The 17,057-nt window shown below is 61.5% G+C and carries 17 protein-coding genes; 4 read left to right on the top strand and 13 right to left on the bottom strand.

The genetic code is table 11. The features are described 5' to 3' along the window. The first annotated feature begins 284 nt into the window (after nt 1–284). The gene (locus GUC32_RS20360) at nt 285–824 is read left to right on the top strand and encodes a DUF2058 domain-containing protein (RefSeq protein WP_025304173.1); all 540 of its coding nucleotides are present in this window, start codon (nt 285–287) and stop codon (nt 822–824) included. Nucleotides 825–831: 7 nt separating this feature from the next. On the opposite strand, the gene GUC32_RS20355 is transcribed toward GUC32_RS20360, so the two are convergent. The 12 genes from GUC32_RS20355 to GUC32_RS20300 all read right to left on the bottom strand — a co-directional run bounded on the left by GUC32_RS20355 (nt 832) and on the right by GUC32_RS20300 (nt 13,142). Continuing rightward, nucleotides 832–1,530 carry an RluA family pseudouridine synthase gene (locus tag GUC32_RS20355; protein WP_099817439.1) on the bottom strand — a complete coding sequence of 233 codons (699 nt, stop codon included), beginning with the start codon at nt 1,528–1,530 and terminating at the stop codon, nt 832–834. Between the two features lie 142 nt (nt 1,531–1,672). Beyond that, on the bottom strand, nt 1,673–2,368 hold the full coding sequence (gene araD / locus GUC32_RS20350; protein WP_043142679.1) for an L-ribulose-5-phosphate 4-epimerase: 696 nt from the start codon (nt 2,366–2,368) through the stop codon (nt 1,673–1,675). After that, on the bottom strand, nt 2,362–3,222 hold the full coding sequence (locus GUC32_RS20345; protein WP_043142677.1) for an L-ribulose-5-phosphate 3-epimerase: 861 nt from the start codon (nt 3,220–3,222) through the stop codon (nt 2,362–2,364). Before GUC32_RS20345 ends, araD begins: the two co-directional genes overlap by 7 nt. Before the next feature lies 1 nt (nt 3,223). Continuing rightward, nucleotides 3,224–3,880 carry a 3-keto-L-gulonate-6-phosphate decarboxylase UlaD gene (gene ulaD, locus GUC32_RS20340; RefSeq protein ID WP_025304169.1) on the bottom strand — a complete coding sequence of 219 codons (657 nt, stop codon included), beginning with the start codon at nt 3,878–3,880 and terminating at the stop codon, nt 3,224–3,226. Beyond that, the gene (locus tag GUC32_RS20335) at nt 3,877–5,367 is read right to left on the bottom strand and encodes an FGGY-family carbohydrate kinase (protein ID WP_089181259.1); all 1,491 of its coding nucleotides are present in this window, start codon (nt 5,365–5,367) and stop codon (nt 3,877–3,879) included. Before GUC32_RS20335 ends, ulaD begins: the two co-directional genes overlap by 4 nt. Next, nucleotides 5,367–6,662, bottom strand: a complete 1,296-nt coding sequence (locus GUC32_RS20330) for an MFS transporter (RefSeq protein ID WP_025304167.1) — start codon at nt 6,660–6,662, stop codon at nt 5,367–5,369. Before GUC32_RS20330 ends, GUC32_RS20335 begins: the two co-directional genes overlap by 1 nt. Nucleotides 6,663–6,784: 122 nt before the next feature. Continuing rightward, entirely contained in the window at nt 6,785–7,258 is a 474-nt protein-coding gene (locus GUC32_RS20325) for a YhcH/YjgK/YiaL family protein (RefSeq protein ID WP_025304166.1), read from the bottom strand. Between the two features lie 13 nt (nt 7,259–7,271). Beyond that, on the bottom strand, nt 7,272–8,270 hold the full coding sequence (yiaK, locus tag GUC32_RS20320) for a 3-dehydro-L-gulonate 2-dehydrogenase (RefSeq protein WP_141966754.1): 999 nt from the start codon (nt 8,268–8,270) through the stop codon (nt 7,272–7,274). A 256-nt stretch (nt 8,271–8,526) separates the two neighbouring features. After that, nucleotides 8,527–9,402, bottom strand: coding sequence for an SMP-30/gluconolactonase/LRE family protein (locus tag GUC32_RS20315; RefSeq protein ID WP_170311444.1), 876 nt, complete (start codon nt 9,400–9,402; stop codon nt 8,527–8,529). Then, nucleotides 9,399–10,499 carry a substrate-binding domain-containing protein gene (locus tag GUC32_RS20310; protein WP_043142668.1) on the bottom strand — a complete coding sequence of 367 codons (1,101 nt, stop codon included), beginning with the start codon at nt 10,497–10,499 and terminating at the stop codon, nt 9,399–9,401. The genes GUC32_RS20315 and GUC32_RS20310 overlap by 4 nt, the downstream gene beginning before the upstream one ends. A gap of 14 nt (nt 10,500–10,513) precedes the next feature. Continuing rightward, complete coding sequence (locus GUC32_RS20305; RefSeq protein ID WP_016930014.1) at nt 10,514–11,596, bottom strand: ABC transporter permease; 1,083 nt, start codon at nt 11,594–11,596, stop codon at nt 10,514–10,516. Beyond that, nucleotides 11,589–13,142 (bottom strand): sugar ABC transporter ATP-binding protein, encoded by a 1,554-nt coding sequence (locus tag GUC32_RS20300; protein ID WP_025304161.1) that lies wholly within the window; start codon nt 13,140–13,142, stop codon nt 11,589–11,591. Before GUC32_RS20300 ends, GUC32_RS20305 begins: the two co-directional genes overlap by 8 nt. A 374-nt stretch (nt 13,143–13,516) precedes the next feature. Between GUC32_RS20300 and GUC32_RS20295 the strand changes: the two genes are divergently transcribed. The 3 genes from GUC32_RS20295 (at nt 13,517) to GUC32_RS20285 (ending at nt 15,930) form a co-directional block, all read left to right on the top strand. Next, nucleotides 13,517–14,335, top strand: coding sequence for an IclR family transcriptional regulator (locus GUC32_RS20295; protein WP_025304160.1), 819 nt, complete (start codon nt 13,517–13,519; stop codon nt 14,333–14,335). A gap of 124 nt (nt 14,336–14,459) precedes the next feature. After that, nucleotides 14,460–15,077 carry an arginine exporter ArgO gene (argO, locus tag GUC32_RS20290; protein WP_025304159.1) on the top strand — a complete coding sequence of 206 codons (618 nt, stop codon included), beginning with the start codon at nt 14,460–14,462 and terminating at the stop codon, nt 15,075–15,077. A 121-nt stretch (nt 15,078–15,198) separates the two neighbouring features. Then, on the top strand, nt 15,199–15,930 hold the full coding sequence (locus GUC32_RS20285) for an oxidative stress defense protein (RefSeq protein WP_025160209.1): 732 nt from the start codon (nt 15,199–15,201) through the stop codon (nt 15,928–15,930). A gap of 48 nt (nt 15,931–15,978) precedes the next feature. Here the strand turns inward: GUC32_RS20285 and GUC32_RS20280 are convergent, their stop codons facing one another. Then, on the bottom strand, nt 15,979–16,872 hold the full coding sequence (locus tag GUC32_RS20280) for a LysR family transcriptional regulator ArgP (protein WP_369435401.1): 894 nt from the start codon (nt 16,870–16,872) through the stop codon (nt 15,979–15,981). Nucleotides 16,873–17,057 lie beyond the last annotated feature (185 nt).

Raw genomic sequence — 17,057 nt, 5'->3', positions numbered from 1 at the left:
CTGGATTTATCCATTTCTTTCAATGGGTTGTTTTTCTCTTTTTTTCATTCAGCCGATTTCATATTGTCTGTCTTTAATGAGGTCTATTTTTGCCAGAGTCCCGCAGGGAGTGAAAGAGACTTAATTTCATTACCACATGAGCGCTATTCATGATCTGGCGTTCGGGGCGGTTTATCGCCGTTGCTCTGCAGCGCAAACCGCCAACGTACCGGGCCGGCAACCTGGTGCAGCCTGAAAAATTACGGGTATAATCCCCCCATGATCCCACGGCTTCAGACACGAACATGACAAAACTCACCTTACAAGAGCAGATGCTCAAAGCGGGCTTGGTAACCAGCAAGAAAATGGCCAAAGTCCAAAGAACGGCTAAAAAATCACGCGTTCAGGCCCGTGAGGCCAGAGAGGCGGTGGAAGAGAATAAAAAGGCGCAGCTTGAGCGCGATAAAGCGCTGAACGAGCAGCAAAAGCAAGCCGCGCTGTCCAAAGAATACAAGGCGCAGGTGAAGCAACTGATCGAGATGAACCGCATCGTTCTGGCGAAAGGTGATATCGGTTTCAACTTCACCGACGGCAACCTGATCAAGAAAATCCTGGTGGATAAGGCGACGCAGACTCAGCTGATCAATGGCCGCCTCGCCATTGCCCGCTTGGTGGTCGAGAACCGGGAAGAGTGTGAATACGCGATTATCCCCGCGAGCGTCGCCGATAAAATCGCGCAGCGCGATGCGGCCAGCATTGTGCTGCACAGTGCGCTGAGTCAGGAAGAGCAGGATGAAGACGATCCGTACGCCGACTTTAAAGTGCCCGACGATTTGATGTGGTAAGCCGCGTTCAGAACGGCGCGGCGTGACGAGCGGCGATCCGCTCTCCGCTGATGGGGTGCACAAAGTCCAGCTCGCTGGCGTGCAGCATCAGCCGCGGCGTCTGTTCGGTACCCGGCAGCAGGCGCCCGCCGTACAGATCGCAGCCTAAAATAGGGTGGCCCAACTGCCGGCTGTGAATACGCAGCTGGTGGGTGCGCCCGGTCTCCGGGGTGAGCTGCACCCGCGTCAGCGGCAGCGGGATCCCGCCTTCCGTTTCACGATAAAAACGCTCGACGACCCGATAGCGGGAGCGGGCGGGCTTGCCGTGGAGGGCGCAAATCGACATCAGCGGGAACAGCGCCGGATCTTTGGCGATCGCCGCGTCTATGACCCCTTCGTTATTCGCCAGATGGCCGCAAAGCAGCGCGCTGTACACTTTGCTGACGGTGCGCTCGCTGAACTGCCGGCAGAGCGCGGCGTTGGCGGCCTTGTTGCGGGCCACCACCATCAACCCGGACGTGCCGAAATCCAGGCGGTGCACCAGGGCGCAGCCGGGGAAGATCTGTACCAGCCGGTGGTGTACCGAATCGAGATTCTGCGGATTCTTGCCCGAGAGGCTGAGCAGCCCGGCCGGTTTATTGATCAGCGCCAGATGATCGTCCTGATAGAGGATCTCTATTGGGTCATGGCATGGCGGGGCAATAAAGGTATCGGTGATCGTAGACATCGGGCGGCCGGCTGGTGGGTGGGGGCGGATGATAGCGAATTTCGCGTCGATGAGCGAATGCGGTTTTCGTTACACTGCGGCTCATGCCCGTTGGCACCCGATGCGGCAAAGCATCGGGTGCCACGGTTAAGTCCCCGGCGCTCTACTGCCCGTAGTAGGCGTTTTGGCCGTGTTTGCGCAGGTAGTGTTTGTCCAACAGCTCGCGTTGCATGCTGTGAATGCCCGGCGTCAGCTGGCGCGAGAAAATGCCCATGTAGGCGATCTCTTCTAGCACCACCGCATTATGCACCGCGTTGTGGGCGTCTTTGCCCCAGGCGAAGGGGCCGTGGGCATTGACCAGTACCGCCGGGATCGCGTTGGGATTGATATCGCGCCGGCGGAAGGTTTCGATAATCACGTTGCCGGTTTCCAGTTCGTAATCGTGCTCAATTTCATCCTGGGTCATCAGGCGAGTGCAGGGGATAGCGCCATAAAAATAGTCGGCGTGGGTGGTTCCCCAGGCGGGGATGTCCAGCCCGGCCTGCGCCCAGATGGTGGCGTGGCGCGAATGGGTGTGGACGATGCCGCCGATATCGGCAAATTCGCGGTACAGCGCCAGATGGGTGGCGGTGTCCGACGACGGTTTTTTTGCCCCCTCGACGGTGCGGCCGCTGGCCAGATCGACCACCACCATATCCTCCGCCGTCATATGCTCGTATTCAACGCCGGAAGGCTTGATCACCACCAGACCGCGTTCGCGATCCACCGCGCTGACGTTGCCCCAGGTAAAGGTCACCAGCTTATGGCGCGGCAGATCGAGATTGGCCTCCAGCACCTGTTGTTTTAACTGAGTCAGCATGTCATGCCCCCTTGTTGCATTTTCTGTTCGATCCAGCGGCGGGCCTGAACGATCTCGGCCACCGGCTCCTCGGCTTTTTCGGTCCACATCTCAATCAGGAATGCGCCGCGGTAATTGAGGCGCTGCAGCGTGCGAAACACCTCGACGAAGTCGACGCAGCCTTCGCCAAACGGCACGTCGCGGAATTGCCCCGGCGAAGTGGCGGTGACCGGGTAGGTGTCTTTCAGGTGAATGGCGGCGATGCGATCGATGCCCAGCTCCAGCTCGCGCGGCACGTCATTGCCCCAGGCGCTGAGGTTGCCGACGTCTGGATACACCGAGAACCACGGCGAGGCCAGCAGGGCGTCCCAGGCTTTCCATTTAGCGATCGAGTTCATAAAGGCGGTGTCCATAATTTCCACCGCCAGCATCACCTGGGCGGCGGCGGCACGGTCTACCGCCCACTGCATGCCTTCGCTAAAGCGCGCCAGCGTCCCCTCGTCCTGCTCTTCGTAATACACGTCGTAGCCGGCCAGCTGGATCGTCCGGATACCGACATCTTTGGCCAGCTGAATGGCCTGTTCCATCACGTCGAAGGCGCGCTGTCGCAGCGCCGGATCGTGGCTGCCAAACGGAAAGCGCCGGTGGCCGGAGAGGCACATCGACGGAATGCGGATGCCGGTTTCCAGCATGGCGTCCACCAGCGCCAGGCGCTGCGCCTTGCTCCAGCTCAGGCGCGCCAGACGTTCATCGCTTTCGTCCACCGACATTTCGACGAAGTCGAAGCCGCAGGCCTTGGCCAGAGCCAGGCGTTCGGGCCAGCTCAGGTGTTTCGGCAGCGCTTTCTCGTAAATTCCCAACGGGTGCTGACGCATATCATGATCTCCAGATGTCATCGATGGCGGTGCGGAACTGCCTGGCGGCGGCCGGCGGATCGCCGGCCTCGGCCAGCGCGCGGCCGGCGATAAAGGCGGTGACGGCGATTTCTTTAAACAGCGGCAGGTCGGCGGGCGTGATGCCGCCGGTCACCGACAGCTCGATGCCCAGATCGGACAGCGCCTTCATCCGATCCAGATCCTGCCGGCCCCAGGTTTGCCCGCTGGCCTGCGCGTCGCGGCCGCGGTGATAGATCGCCTGACGAATGCCGAGGCCGCGCCATTGCCGCGCGTCCTCCAATGTCCAGCGGCCGAACAGTTCGATCTGGATTTCACCGCCGTGACGCTCGGCGACCTCCCGCGCGCTGGCCATGGTGGCCAACGGCGCGGCGCAGATCACCGTCATCCAGTCCGCGCCCTGGCCGAAGGCCTGATCGGCCAGCGTCGCACCGGCGTCGGCCACCTTGAGATCGGCCACCAGCGTGTGCTGCGGACAGCGTTCACGCAGCGCGCTAACCGCCTGAATACCGGCGCTGATGCACAAAATGGTACCGGCCTCGATGATGTCCACATGGGGGCTGAGGGTCTCGGCGGTGCGCAGCGCCGTATCCAAACGGGTTTGATCGAGCGCCAGCTGCAGGCGCGGTTTCGTGCTCATGGGGCCTCCTTGTTGGCGGGCTGCAGATTTTGCAATGCAGCAATCAGCGCCTGATAACGTTGGTGTTTGTGGTCGTAAGCTTCGGCGGCGGCCGCATCAGGCAGCAGCCGCTCGATACGCGGCGCCAGCCGGTGCTGGGCGGCGGTGAAATCGTTGAAGACGCCGCTGCCGACCATGGCCGCCATCGCCGCGCCCAGACAGCCGGTTTCTTCCACCTGCGGCAGCTCAACCGGCAGGCCGCTGACGTCGGCGAACATTTGCATCCAGGGGCGGGATTTGGCGGGGCCGCCGGTCACGCGCAGCGCCTGCGCCTCAGGGAAACGCCGGCGCATACGGTTAAGGTGCGTCATGTGGCAGAACACCACGCCTTCGTAGATCGCCTGCACCAGGTGCTCGCGCTGGTGGAAGGCCTGCAGGCCGTAGAAGCTGGCGCTCAGCCCCAGGCCGGCGTTGGAGCCATACAGGAAAGGGGCGAACAGCAGATCGCCGGCGGCTTTCGGCAGGGCGGCGACCCAGCGGTTAAGCTGGTCGTAGTCCTGCAGCCCCCATTGGTGACAGAACCATTCCAGGTTGGCGGCGGAAGTGGGGCTGGCTTCGTGCACGATGTATTGGCCGTTTTCGGCGTGGCGGCCATAGACAAAGGGATGATCGAAACCCTCGATGATGGCGTCGGTGATGCCGCTGGTGACCGACCAGGTCCCCATCACCGCGTTGAGCCGGGTTTCGTCCTGCAGGCCGGCGCACAACGCGGTGGACACCACGTCGAACAACCCGCCGACCACCGGAGTGCCGGTTTGCAGGCCGGTGATGGCCGCGGCGTTTGCCTCGACGCGCCCGGCGATCTCGGCCGAACCGACGATCGTCGGCAGGGCGGGCATGATGTCGCCGATACCCAGCAGCTGCGCCAGCGCCGGGTCATAGCGTCCGCTGCGCATCTGATACAGGTTGGATTCGGAGATATTGGTTTCTTCGCAGGCCAGCTCGCCGGTCAGGCAATAGCGCAGGTAGTCGTGCGCCATCAGCACGCTGCCGATGCGGGCGTAACGTTCCGGCTGATGCCGCTTCAGCCAGCGCAGCAGCGAAACCGGGTGCCCGGTCCACAGCGTTTGGCGCGTTTGCGGATACAGCGCCTGCGGCACGCCCTGTCGTTGCCATTCCTGCACCAGCGCCAGCGCGCGCTGATCGGAAGAGAGCATGGCGTTGCCCAGCGGCTGCCCCTGCTTATCCAGCAGAAACGCCCCCTTACCCTGCGCCGAGATGCCGATGGCCTGGATGGCGCCGGCGGCGACGCCGCTGGCGGACAACACTTCACGGATCACGTCGGCGGCGGTGCGCCACAGCGATGCCATATCGCGCTCGGCCCAGCCGGGCTGCGGCGCGACGATCGCCAGATTGCGCCGCGCAACGCCGTGTTCATGGCCGCTGCGGTCGTATAATCCCGCCTTGATGAAGGTGCCGCCGCAGTCGAGCCCCAGCCAATATTCCATCATTCGCTCCTCGCGCTGTGGTCGCATTTATTGGGCAGCATCAACGCCAGCACGGAGGCGATCGCCAACGAGGCCGCCAGGCTGTAGACGCCGACATCCTTGTTGAACAGGCTGATCAGGACGCCGACCATATACGGGCCGCAAAAGCCGCCGAGGTTGCCCAGCGCATTGATCACGCCACGTGCGCCGCCGGCCACTTCGGCGTTGAACAATTTGGGCGGGATGGTCCAGAACACCCCGGCCGCCGCCTGAATAAATACGCCGCAGCCGACCAGCGCAGCGTAAGACCACCAGATGTGATCCTTCAGCAGCACCGACAGCGCCATGCAGGCGGCAAAGCAGGCCAGCGGCAGGGCGACGAAGACTTTGCGCTTACCGGTGCGATCGGAGAGGGTGGAGATGATCAGCATGCCGAAGATGGCGCCGATATAGGGCAAGATAGCCAGCAGACCCACTTGCTCCATATCGCCGTGGGTCAGCCCTTTCAAAATGGTCGGCAGCCACAGGGTGTAACCGTAGATACCGGTCTGGTAGAAGAAATTCACCAGGATCAGCTGCCACATGATCCGGTCGCCCAGCACTCGGCGCAGCGAGGCGTTGCGCACCGTTTTTCCTTTGATCAGCAGCTGTTCGTCGTGCAGGGTCTTCACCAGATACTCTTTCTCCGCCTGCGAGATCCATTTGGCTTCCTGCGGCCGGTTGCTGATGGTGAAGTACCACAGCGCCATGACTACCAGCGACAGAGCCCCCTCCACCAGAAACAGCATGCGCCAGTCCCAGGCGGTGATGATCCAACCCGACAGCGGGGCGGTGAGAATCCCGGCGATCGGCACGAACATGATGACGATGGCGTTGGCGCGGCCGCGCTCCTTATCCGGGAACCAGTTGCTGATCATGGTCAGCACCACCGGCAGCATGCCGCCTTCGGAAACGCCGAGGGCGAAGCGCAGGAACAGCAGCTGGTACTGGTTGGTGACCAGCCCGGTCAGCACCGAGATCACCGCCCAGGCCAACAGTGACCAGCCGATGAATTTCTTGCCGTTGCCGTATACCGCCAGCTTGCCGCCGGGCACCTGCAGAAACAGGTAACCGATAAAGAAGATGCCGCCGGCCAGCCCGGCCATCGAGGCGGTGATGCCGAGTTCGTCATCCATGCCGCCGGGCATGGCGAAGGCGATGTTGACCCGATCCATGTAAGAAATGATGCAGGTGATGAGGATCGGCGGCACGATCCTCAGCCAGCGGAGCTTGGGAATAGCCTGGCTTTGGCTGACGGAAACGGAGGCTGTATTCATAAGGACCTCTTTCGATGTTCACTTTTTTGTAGGGTCGGGCGTTATTGTTTTGCTTAATTTGGGCGCAAGGGCGCCCGCACAGGCCTCATGGACCGGTGTTGTTATCGTTACGGGTGCTGCGTCTATCGGGCGCTAAACGACGCCAGCGGTATCTTCACCACCACCTTGCGTATCGCGCAGGGGCGTTGGTTAATGCAGGCCGGGCGATGCACGTCCTGCGGAAAAAATACCGCGAAATTGCCGGGGCGCATCGTGAGCCAGGATTCGTCGGCCACGTCCTGATAAAACAGGATGTCGCGCTGCGCCAGCAGCTCCTGATGAATGACGTTGTCGCCGTTGTCCGCCGCTACGCCGATAAGCTCGGTACCGCTGACCAGAAACTGCACGTCGACGTTTTGCCGGTGGACTTCCGGGCGTAGCGCATCCGGTGGTTGGGTATGCAGATCCAGCACTTGCACCACGTAGCCGGTGGCGGGATCTTCATAGCGCCCTGCGGGCAAGACGCTGAAATCGGTGCGCTGCAAATAGGCGACGGCGTTGGCGACCGGCGTCGGGTACTGCTCGGGCGCGGTGTTGGCGATGTGGCCGAATATCATGATGATCCTCCCGTTACAGCGCCTGAATGCGCGCCCAGACTCGTTCGTCAACCGGAATGCCGTCGCGCAGGTTTTCTTCCAGAATGCGCGGGAACTTGTGGCCCGGCAGGCGAATGGCGACGTCGGGGTTGTCCCGTTCGGCGCTGGTGACGTAATCCATGATGCGCTGCAGTTTTTGATCGCGGCTGTCGCCGTCGATCAACCGGTCTATCTCAATTGCGATGAACACCTGCGAGACGCCGTATTCGTCGCGGTGATCTTCCGTCACTTCCGCCACCGAGGCGCCGCCGGACAGCAGGGTGGCGATCATGTCCAGCACGATCGACAGCGCCGATCCTTTCCAATACCCCATTGGCAAAATGCGCCGGTTCTCTTCGATGGTGGCCGGATCGCGGGTCAGGCGGCCGTCGTTGTCGAAGCCGCCGTCCACCGGCAGGGTTTTGCCCGCCAGCCGGTTCAGCTCCAGCGCGCCGTAGGAAAACATCGACATCGACATGTCCACCATGGTGATCGGGTTGCCGGGCACGGCGACGATCAGCGGGTTGGTGCCGATACGGCACGTTTTGGCGCCCCACGGCGGCATCACGGCGATCGAGTTGGTCCAGCAAATGCCGATATAGCCTTTCTCCGCCGCCTGCCAGCCGTAGCCGCCGCCGCGCATCCAGTGGTTGGCGTTGCGCAGCGCCACCAGGCCGATGCCATGATCGTCGGCTAGCTGCATGGCGCGATCCATCATGCGGCGGGCGGTAAGGTTGCCGATTCCCTGGTGCGCATCCCATTGCTCGATCGCCCCCAGCGACAACAGTTTGCTGGGTTCGGCGTCCGGCACGATATCGCCGGCGTCCAACTGCTGAATAAAGCGTGGAAAGCGGTTAACGCCGTGGGAATAAACGCCGCTGGCGGTGGTGTCGGCGAACATGCCGGCGCAGTCGTCGGCGAGATGTTCCGCCACGCCGCGCGCCAGCAGCACGCGTTTGAATTGCTGTTTTAACTCGCTGTAACTCACTCTCATGCCGGTTCTCCGCCTGTGCGAATCGTCTGTTTTTGGTTCGCTAAATTTCAATATGCGAAATTGCATTTCAAATAAATGCTATCCCGGTGATTCAGGGAAGTCAAAGCAAGGGGGAGTAAAATTATTCATGAAAAACATGATGTTAAAATTGAGTGGTGATTTTGTGATCGTCGCCACGTTTTGGTGGAGATGGCGTGCTTCAGACGTGACAAAGCAGGGCGGATCGAAACCCACCCTGCGTCTTGCGAGACCCCGGCTAACCGCGGGTGTTCAGCACCATGCGGTAGAGCGAGGTGGTGGCGGTGATATAGAGCTCATCGCCGTTCGGGCCGCCGAAGGTACAATTGGAGACGCGTTCCGGCACGCTGATTTTGTCGATCTGTCGCCCCTCTGGATCAAAGACCAGCACGCCGTCGGCGCAGCTGCAAAACAGATTGCCGGCCCGATCGACGCAGAAGCCGTCCGGGAACCCGGGTTCCACGGTTGCAAAACGGCGGCCGGCTTCCAGCTCGCGACCGTTGACCGCATAGACGCGCAGCTCGCGGCGGCCCAGCGTCGGAAAATCCACGATCGACATGTCTGCAACGTACAGCCATTTTTCATCCGGTGAAAACGCCAGGCCGTTCGGGCGCTGCAGGTCGCAGGCGGCGATGGTCAGCGAACCGTCGCGCGGATCGAAGCTGTAGAGATAGCAGCCGATTACCTGGCTTTCTGATTTGTAACCCTCTTCGTCGCCGATGATGCCGTAGGGCGGATCGGTGAACCACAGGGTGCCGTCGGAACACACCGCCACGTCGTTCGGCGAGTTAAAGCGCTTGCCGTCGACGCGGTCGATCAACAGGCGCACTTCGCCATCGCTTTCGGTGCGGCTGATGCCGCGCCGCCCGTGTTCACAGCTGACCACACGCCCCTCGCCGTCGCGCGCATTGCCGTTGGCGTAGTGCGACGGCGAGCGGTATAGGCTTAGCTCACCCCGGCGCGACCAGCGGAACATGCGATTGCCTTTCACGTCGCTGAACACCACCGCATCCTCTTGCGGCAGCCAGACCGGCCCTTCGGCCCAAATCGCCGGTGAGCACAAGCGCTCGAGCTGAGCGTGCGTGCGCAATGAATGCCGAATGCCGCCGTTCACTTCACGCCCCAGATCGCTTTGTAATGGCCCTGGTAATCGTTTTGCGGGTCATACAGGTTATTGGCGCCGCCGTCGGCGGCGATATTGTCGCGGGTGACCAGATGCGCCGGGGTCACGTAGCCGGAAGGCGGCTGCTTGGCGAAGGCGCGGTTGAATTCGTCCAGCAGCTGCCAACCGTGCAGTTTCAAGGGCTCCGGCACCGTCGCCGACTGGCTGTCGCCCGAGCGGATACGCTGGTAAGCGGAGATTGAACCGTCGCCGGCCGACACGTTGTAAGGCGCGTTCTTGCCGCCTTTGCCGGCGGTTTTCAGCGCCGGCGCCATAAAGTCGAAATACAGATCGTTGATTGCCAGCGCATATTGGAATTTGTCGCCGTACTTCTGCAGCAGGCTGAAGGTCATCGCCGGCATGCGGTTGGCGGTATCTGCCAGCGGCGTGTCGATGAATTCCAGCAGCGTACAGCCGCTGCATTTGGCGATCTCTTCTTTCATGACGTTGGCCTTGTCCAAGGCGATTTGGTACAGCGAGTCGGTGAAGATCAACACGCTCGCCTTGCCGCCGGACTGCACCACCGCGTATTGCGCGGCGATGCGCGCCACTTCGTTGGAATCCGACGTGACGTTATAGAACACATTGTATTTGGCGATGGGGCCCGGTTCCGGCACCGCATGCCAGGCGGTCAGCACGATGCCCTGCTGTACGGCCTTTTTCAGCGGGATCTTGGCGACGTTAGGGTTCCAGCCGCCGATCACGATGCCGTCTGGTTTCTGGGCGATGGCCTGATTGAGCGATGCCAGCTGATCTTTCACCGAGCCGCCGCCGTCGAGCGTTTCCAGCTTCCAGCCGGCGGCTTTCGCCGCTTCGCTCAACCCCTGTTGCACCCCTTGCACGCCGCCGTTCTTCATGTCGGAGGCGATAAAAATGATCTTCTTGTTGGCCTGCAGCTGCGGGCCGCTGGTGGGGCCGTCCCACTGGGTGGCGCTGGCGGTAGCCTTCGCCACGGCGGCGGTGGCCTGATCGAGATAGGCGTCGGCCCAGACCGGCGATGCGGCGAGCAAGAATGTGGTGAACCCCGGTAACAGCCAAATGCGTTTCATGGTGTGCTCCTGGTTTAAGGGTGGGTCGCTGTCTGATTGTTGTTGTCAGCCGGCGTCGCCTGGCTGCGTTGTACCGCTTTCTGATTGAGCAGCCGACGGCGTTGGGCATAGCCGGCCAGAGTGATCGACAGCAACAGCGTCGCGCCGTTGAACAGCGGCTCGACCCAGAATTCGCCGCCGAACTGCTGGATGCCGGCGATGCCGATAGCCAGAATGGCGATGCCGACCACGGTGCCCCAGACGTTGACGCGCCCTGGGCGAATGGTGGTGCTGCCGAGGAAGGCGCCGACCAGCGCTGGCAGCAGATAGTCCATGCCGACGCTGGCCTGGCCGACGCCCTGTTCGGCGGCGATCAACACACCGCTGAAACCGGTGAGCACGCTGGAGGCGATGAAGGCGCCGATGGTAAAGCGGTTGACCGAAATGCCGTTCAGGCGCGCGGCCGCCGGGTTGCCGCCCACCGCATACATGCAGCGGCCGAGCGGGGTGTGTTCGGTGATGAGCCACAGCACCACCGCGACGATCAGCACGTAAAATGCCACGATCGGAATGCCGGCGATCTCGGTGTGGTGCAGCGCGATGAAGGCATCCGGCAAGTCGCCGACGATCTGCCGCCCGCCGGAGTGCCACAGGGCAATGGCGTACAGTACGGTGCCGGAGCCGAGGGTGGCGACGAAGCTGTCGATATCGGCCAGCGCCACCAGAATGCCGTTCAGCAACCCGTACAGCGCCGAGATCGCCAGCACCGTCAGCACCGCCATCTGCCAGGAGAAGCCGTATTCCACCTGCAGCGTGATCGCCAGAATGTGCCACAGCACAATGCCGAAACCGACGTTAAGATCGATCTTGCCCACGATCATCGGGATGGTCGCCGCCAGCGCCAACAGGGCGATTTTGGCCTTGCTCGACAAGATAGCCTGAAGCGTCAGCATTGATGCGAAGGAGGGGGTGAGCAGTGAGAACAGCACGACCAGCGCGATGCACAGCAGCAGCAGGCCATAGCGGGTGAGAACCTGCATCAGCCACGGGCCGGCGCCGTCCTGCGCCAGGCTGACGCGCTGCTCCAGTGCGGTTGATTTAACGGATGTTTTAGACATGGCCTACCTCGGATTCTGACGTGATTGCGACGTTTTCCCCGGTGCTGGCAGAGGCCAGCTCCAATAAATTGGCGAATGACACCTGCTGATTTTTCAGCTCGCCGACCACTTTCCCGCGGTTGAATACCAGTGCGCGGTTGCAAATATGGGCGATCTCCTCGAAATCGTTGGAGATAACCAGCACTGCCACGCCTTCCGCCAGGGATTTATTCAGCAGATGGTAGATTTCCGCGCGCGCGCCGACGTCCACGCCGGCGGTGGGATCTTCCAGGATCAGCAGCGGCGCCCCCAGATGCATCCAGCGCGCCATCACCACCTTTTGCTGGTTGCCGCCGGATAGCGCGCTGATATCGATATTGACGTCCTTGGGGCGTACGTCGAACAGCTGCACCTTCCACCAACTGGCGCCGATCTCCGCTCGCCGCCCGTAGCGGGAGAGCAGCCGGTGGCCGCTGGCGCAGGGGTTGATAAACAGATTTTCACGCACGCTCATCGACATCACCAGGCTTTCGCCGGTGCGATCGCCCGCCACCAGCGAAACGCCGCAGGCCATCGCCTGCTGCGGGGTGCTCGCCTGATAGGGCCGATCGCGAAATCGAATCGCGCCGCCGTCGGCCTGGCGCAACCCGAACAGCAGCCGGCCAATCTCTTCTTGCCCGGCCCCGCGCAGGCCGGCCAGCGCCAGCATCTCGCCCGGCTGCAAGTCGAAGCTCACCGGGCCGATGTCGCCCACCGTGACGCTATCGAGCTGCAGCACCGGCGGACGATGTTCCGGCAGCGGTTCGCGCTGATCGTCCGCCATCGCTTCGCCGACGATGGTTTGCACCAGATCGCGCAGCGAGTAGTCGGCGGTGCGACCGCCGGCGACATAGCGCCCGTCGCGCATCACGCAGATCCGATCGGCGATTTCGATCACTTCGTCCAGACGGTGGGTGACATAAATCATGCCGACCTTTTTGGCGCGCAGCCGGTTGATCACGGCGAACAGATGACGCACGTCGTTGGCGGGCAGGGAGGCGGTCGGTTCATCCAGCACCAGCAGCTCGGCGTTGACCGCCACCGCGCGAGCGATCGCCAGCAGCGATTTTTCGGTGCGCGACAGTTCGAAGACGCGCGCATCGGGATCGAGCGCGATGCCGACGTCTTGCAGCGCCTGCGCCGCCCGGCGGCGAATGGCGCGCCAGTCGATCAGCCCAAAGCGGCGGGGAAACCCCATCACCAGCGCCATGTTCTCCGCCACCGTCATCCATTCGATCAGGCCGAGATCCTGATGAATAAAGGCGATCGGCTGGCGGCTGGTGCTTTTTATCGCGGCGGCGGAGGCGATGCTTGCGCCCTGAAAGCGAATATCGCCGCCGTCGCGCGGGTAGACGCCCGCCAGCACTTTGATCAGCGTCGATTTGCCGGCGCCATTTTCGCCCAGCAACGCCAGAACTTCGCCCGGCATCACCTGCAGGCTGACGTCGTTGACCGCCACGTTGCCGCCAAATCGTTTGACGATGTGGCTGAGGGTAAGGATGGGTTGTGCCGCATTATCCATAGTCATGTGATGCGCCCCTGGTGTCGTGCCCGTGCGAAGATGTCGGGCAAATTAGCCAAACTGCTGGTGAGTATCTGGTCTTTAAATTTCAATATGCGAAATTCAATTTCAAAAATAATATGACGTTCGTTGCGCTAAATCAAAGGCGGTGAGGTTTTAATTATTGTTATTAAACAATGAGTTATTTTTTACTTTGCGGAAGTGTGACCGATGGCTCACTTCAACACGGGGGAAATATTGCGGATTTTTATCCCGCTGCGGACAATGAAACGGCGTTCCGTCTTCACCTGATGCGGGCCTTGGGGTAACATGCCCGGCAAAGAGCCTGCTGACTTTGCCGCAGCGCCGGTTGGCGGTTCGACACTGGAGAGATTTTCGCTATGAGCCTGAAAGCCGTCGACGAGAAAGATGACAAGAAAGACAAACCGCTGGGCAGCCAAAGCCTGTTCCGCGGTTTGCAGTTGATTGAGATCCTGAGTAATTTCCCCAACGGATGTCCGCTGGCGCATTTGTCCGAGCTGGCCGGCATGAACAAGAGCACGGTGCACCGCCTGCTGCAGGGGTTGCACACCAGCGGCTATGTGACCCAGGCGCCGTCGCCGGGCAGCTACCGCCTGACCACCAAGTTCATTTCCATCGGCCAGAAGGCGCTGTCGTCACTCAACATCATTCACGTGGCCGCGCCGCATTTGGAACAGCTGAATCTGGAAGTGGGCGAGACGGTCAACTTCTCCAGCCGCGAAGACGACCACGTCATCCTGATCTACAAGCTGGAGCCGACCACCGGCATGATGCGCACCCGCGCCTATATCGGCCAGCATATGCCGCTGTACTGTTCGGCGATGGGTAAAATCTTCATGGCTTACGGCAATGATGATTACCCGGCTCACTACTGGCAGACTCACCAGCAAGAGATTCAGACGCTGACGCGCAATACCATTACCGAGCTGCCGAAGATGTATGAGGAACTGGCCGATATTCGCCAGCGCGGCATGGCGATGGATCGCGAGGAAAACGAGCTGGGGGTCTCCTGCGTGGCGGCACCGGTGTTCGATATTCAACAGCGCGTGCCTTATGCGGTGTCGGTTTCTCTGCCGACCGCCAAGCTGCAGCAGATCGGCGTCAAAAGCTTGATTAAACCGGTGCTGGCCACCGCGCAACGCATCTCTCAGGAGCTGGGGTTCGTCACGCCGATTTAAGTATTAGCATCTCTGATACTGGATTAGAAACATCAATTTCACCTAATGATCGCTTCCTCGTATGATGCGCGTGTTGACCGACACGCGCCCTCGTCCGGCGCCTTTTATCATTCGAGGAATCCCCATGTTAGCCGTCTTCCTGCAGGGCTTTGCCCTGAGCGCCGCCATGATCCTGCCGCTGGGCCCGCAGAACGTATTCGTGATGAACCAGGGCATTCGCCGCCAGTATCATTTGATGATTGCCTCGTTGTGCGCGTTGAGCGATATCGTGCTGATCTGCGCCGGGATTTTCGGCGGCAGCGCATTGCTGACCCGCTCGCCGTTGCTGCTGGCGCTGGTCACCTGGGGCGGGGTGGCGTTTCTGCTGTGGTACGGCTGGGGCGCGTTCCGTTCCGCCTTCAGCCCGCAACCTGCGCAGGCCGCGGCGCAGGAGCTGGCGCAGAGCCGCTGGCGCCTCGTGGTCACCATGCTGGCGGTCACCTGGCTGAACCCCCACGTCTATCTGGATACCTTTGTGGTGCTCGGCAGCCTGGGCGGGCAGCTGACGGCGGACGTGCGTTCCTGGTTCGCGCTTGGCGCGGTCAGCGCGTCGGCGGTGTGGTTCTTCGGGTTGGCGCTGCTGGCCTCCTGGCTGGCGCCGTGGCTGAACACGCAGCGGGCGCAGCGCATCATCAACGCGCTGGTCGGGCTGGTGATGTGGGGCATCGCGCTGCAGCTGGCCTGGCAGGGGGCAAATTTATAAGAATTTGTCACTAATCCGAATTCAAAACGCCGCGCGATATGCTACGTTTGATGCCAGGAAACCGGCGGTTCTCACAGGGAAAAGCCGGCGATCAGAGACAGCCTGTCATTAAGGAGACACTGTGAAGCTAAAAGCATTGGCTATGGCCGCAATGGTCGGATTAGGGACGTTACCGATGGCGCTGCAGGCGGCTGAAGTGCCTGAAGGGCCGCACGTCGTCACCTCCGGCACCGCCAGCGTGGACGCCACGCCGGATATCGCCACCCTGGCGATCGAAGTGAGCGTCTCCTCCAAAGACGCCGCCCAGGCGAAGAAGCAGGTAGACGAGCGCGTGGCGCAGTACTTTGATTTCCTGCAGAAAAACAACATCGAGAAGAAAGACATCAGCGCCGCCAACCTGCGCACCCAGCCGGAATACGATTACCTGAAAACCGGCGAGTCGGTGTTGAAGGGCTACCGGGCGGTGCGCCAGGTGCAGGTGACTCTGCGTCAGCTGGACAAGCTGAACGAGCTGCTGGACGGCGCGCTGAAATCCGGCCTGAACGAGATCCGCGCGGTGGAGCTGGGCGTCGCCAAGCCGGACGTGTATCGCGAGCAGGCGCGGCAAAAAGCGATCGAGAACGCGACTCAGCAGGCCGAATCCCTGGCCAAAGGCTTCCACGCCAAGCTGGGACCGGTGTACAGCATTCGCTACCGGGTCGCCAACTACCAGCCGATGCCGGTGGCGCGGATGTATAAGGCGGCCGGTGCGGCGGCGGAAAGCGACGCGGCGCAAACCTATGAACAGCAAAGCATTCACTTCGACGATCAGGTGGACGTGGTGTTCGAGCTGCAGCGTAACGCCGCGCAGTAAGGTTATCGTATTGAAGAAAAGGTTCGCTGCGGCGAACCTTTTTTCGTTTTAATCCTGACGCAGCACCAGATGACCGTGTTCCAGCAGCGCGTCGGTCACTTTGCGCATCATGCGGCTTTCCGGCGCGAAACGGTGCCAGTACAGCATGCGGCGCTGGTATAGCCCGGGCGTCAGATCGATCAGTTCACTGGATGCCAGCTCCTTTTCGATCTGCAGATGCGGGATCATACAGCAGGTGGTGCCCTGACGCGCCAGCTGCACGAAGGCTTCCGATGAGTTCACGATGTGGCAGGGCACGCTGCCCGGCGACAGATCGAAGTTCTGCTGCAGGAATGCCTGATGCATGTCGTCGAGATGATCGAAGGCCACCGCCGGCGCTTTCAGCAGCGCGGAGCGGGTGACGCCGTTCGGGAAATAGCGCTCGGCGAAGCCGCGGGAGGCCACGAACAGGTAGTCCAGCGCCCCCAGCCGATCCACCAGGCAGCTCGGCAGCGGCTGCGGCTGAATACTCACCGCGCCCACCACCTCACCGCGGCGCAGCCGCTCCTGGGTGCGGGTTTCATCTTCCACCTGCAGATTCAGGCGAATGGGGGAGTCCGCCAGCACCGGCTTCAGCGCCGGCAGCAGCCAGGTTGCCAGACTGTCGGCGTTGACCGCCAGCGACAGCAGCAGCGGCGTATCGACGCCGGTGTCATTGCCGAGCCACTCTTCTTCCAGCAGCTCCACCTGATGCAGCAGCGCCAGCAGCTTTTGCCCTTGTTCGGTTGGGCGCGGCGGCACGGTACGAACCAGCAGCGGTTGGCCGAACAGGTTTTCCAGCTGTTTGATGCGTTGGGATACCGCCGATTGCGTGATACAGAGTTTTTGCGCGGCGCGCTCGAAGCCGCGCTCACGGATCACCGCGTCCAGCGCTTGCAGCGTACGATAGTCTGGGCGTTTCATCGGAAAGATATCCCTTAAATTAGAATGATACCGGCACTATGCCACATTTTGCGTGCGGCGCAGGTGGAAAAATCACGCCCCCAGCTCGCCGCCAAGCGGGTAAAAATGCGGGCTGCGGTAAATAAGTGTGATCCTGCCGGCGTGAAAAATAGCGTTTTACCCTATAATACGCACACGTTTTCGTA

The organism is Serratia sp. NGAS9, assembly GCF_009905295.1.
Classification (GTDB): domain Bacteria; phylum Pseudomonadota; class Gammaproteobacteria; order Enterobacterales; family Enterobacteriaceae; genus Serratia; species Serratia bockelmannii.
This window is presented reverse-complemented; position numbering and strand designations above follow the sequence as displayed.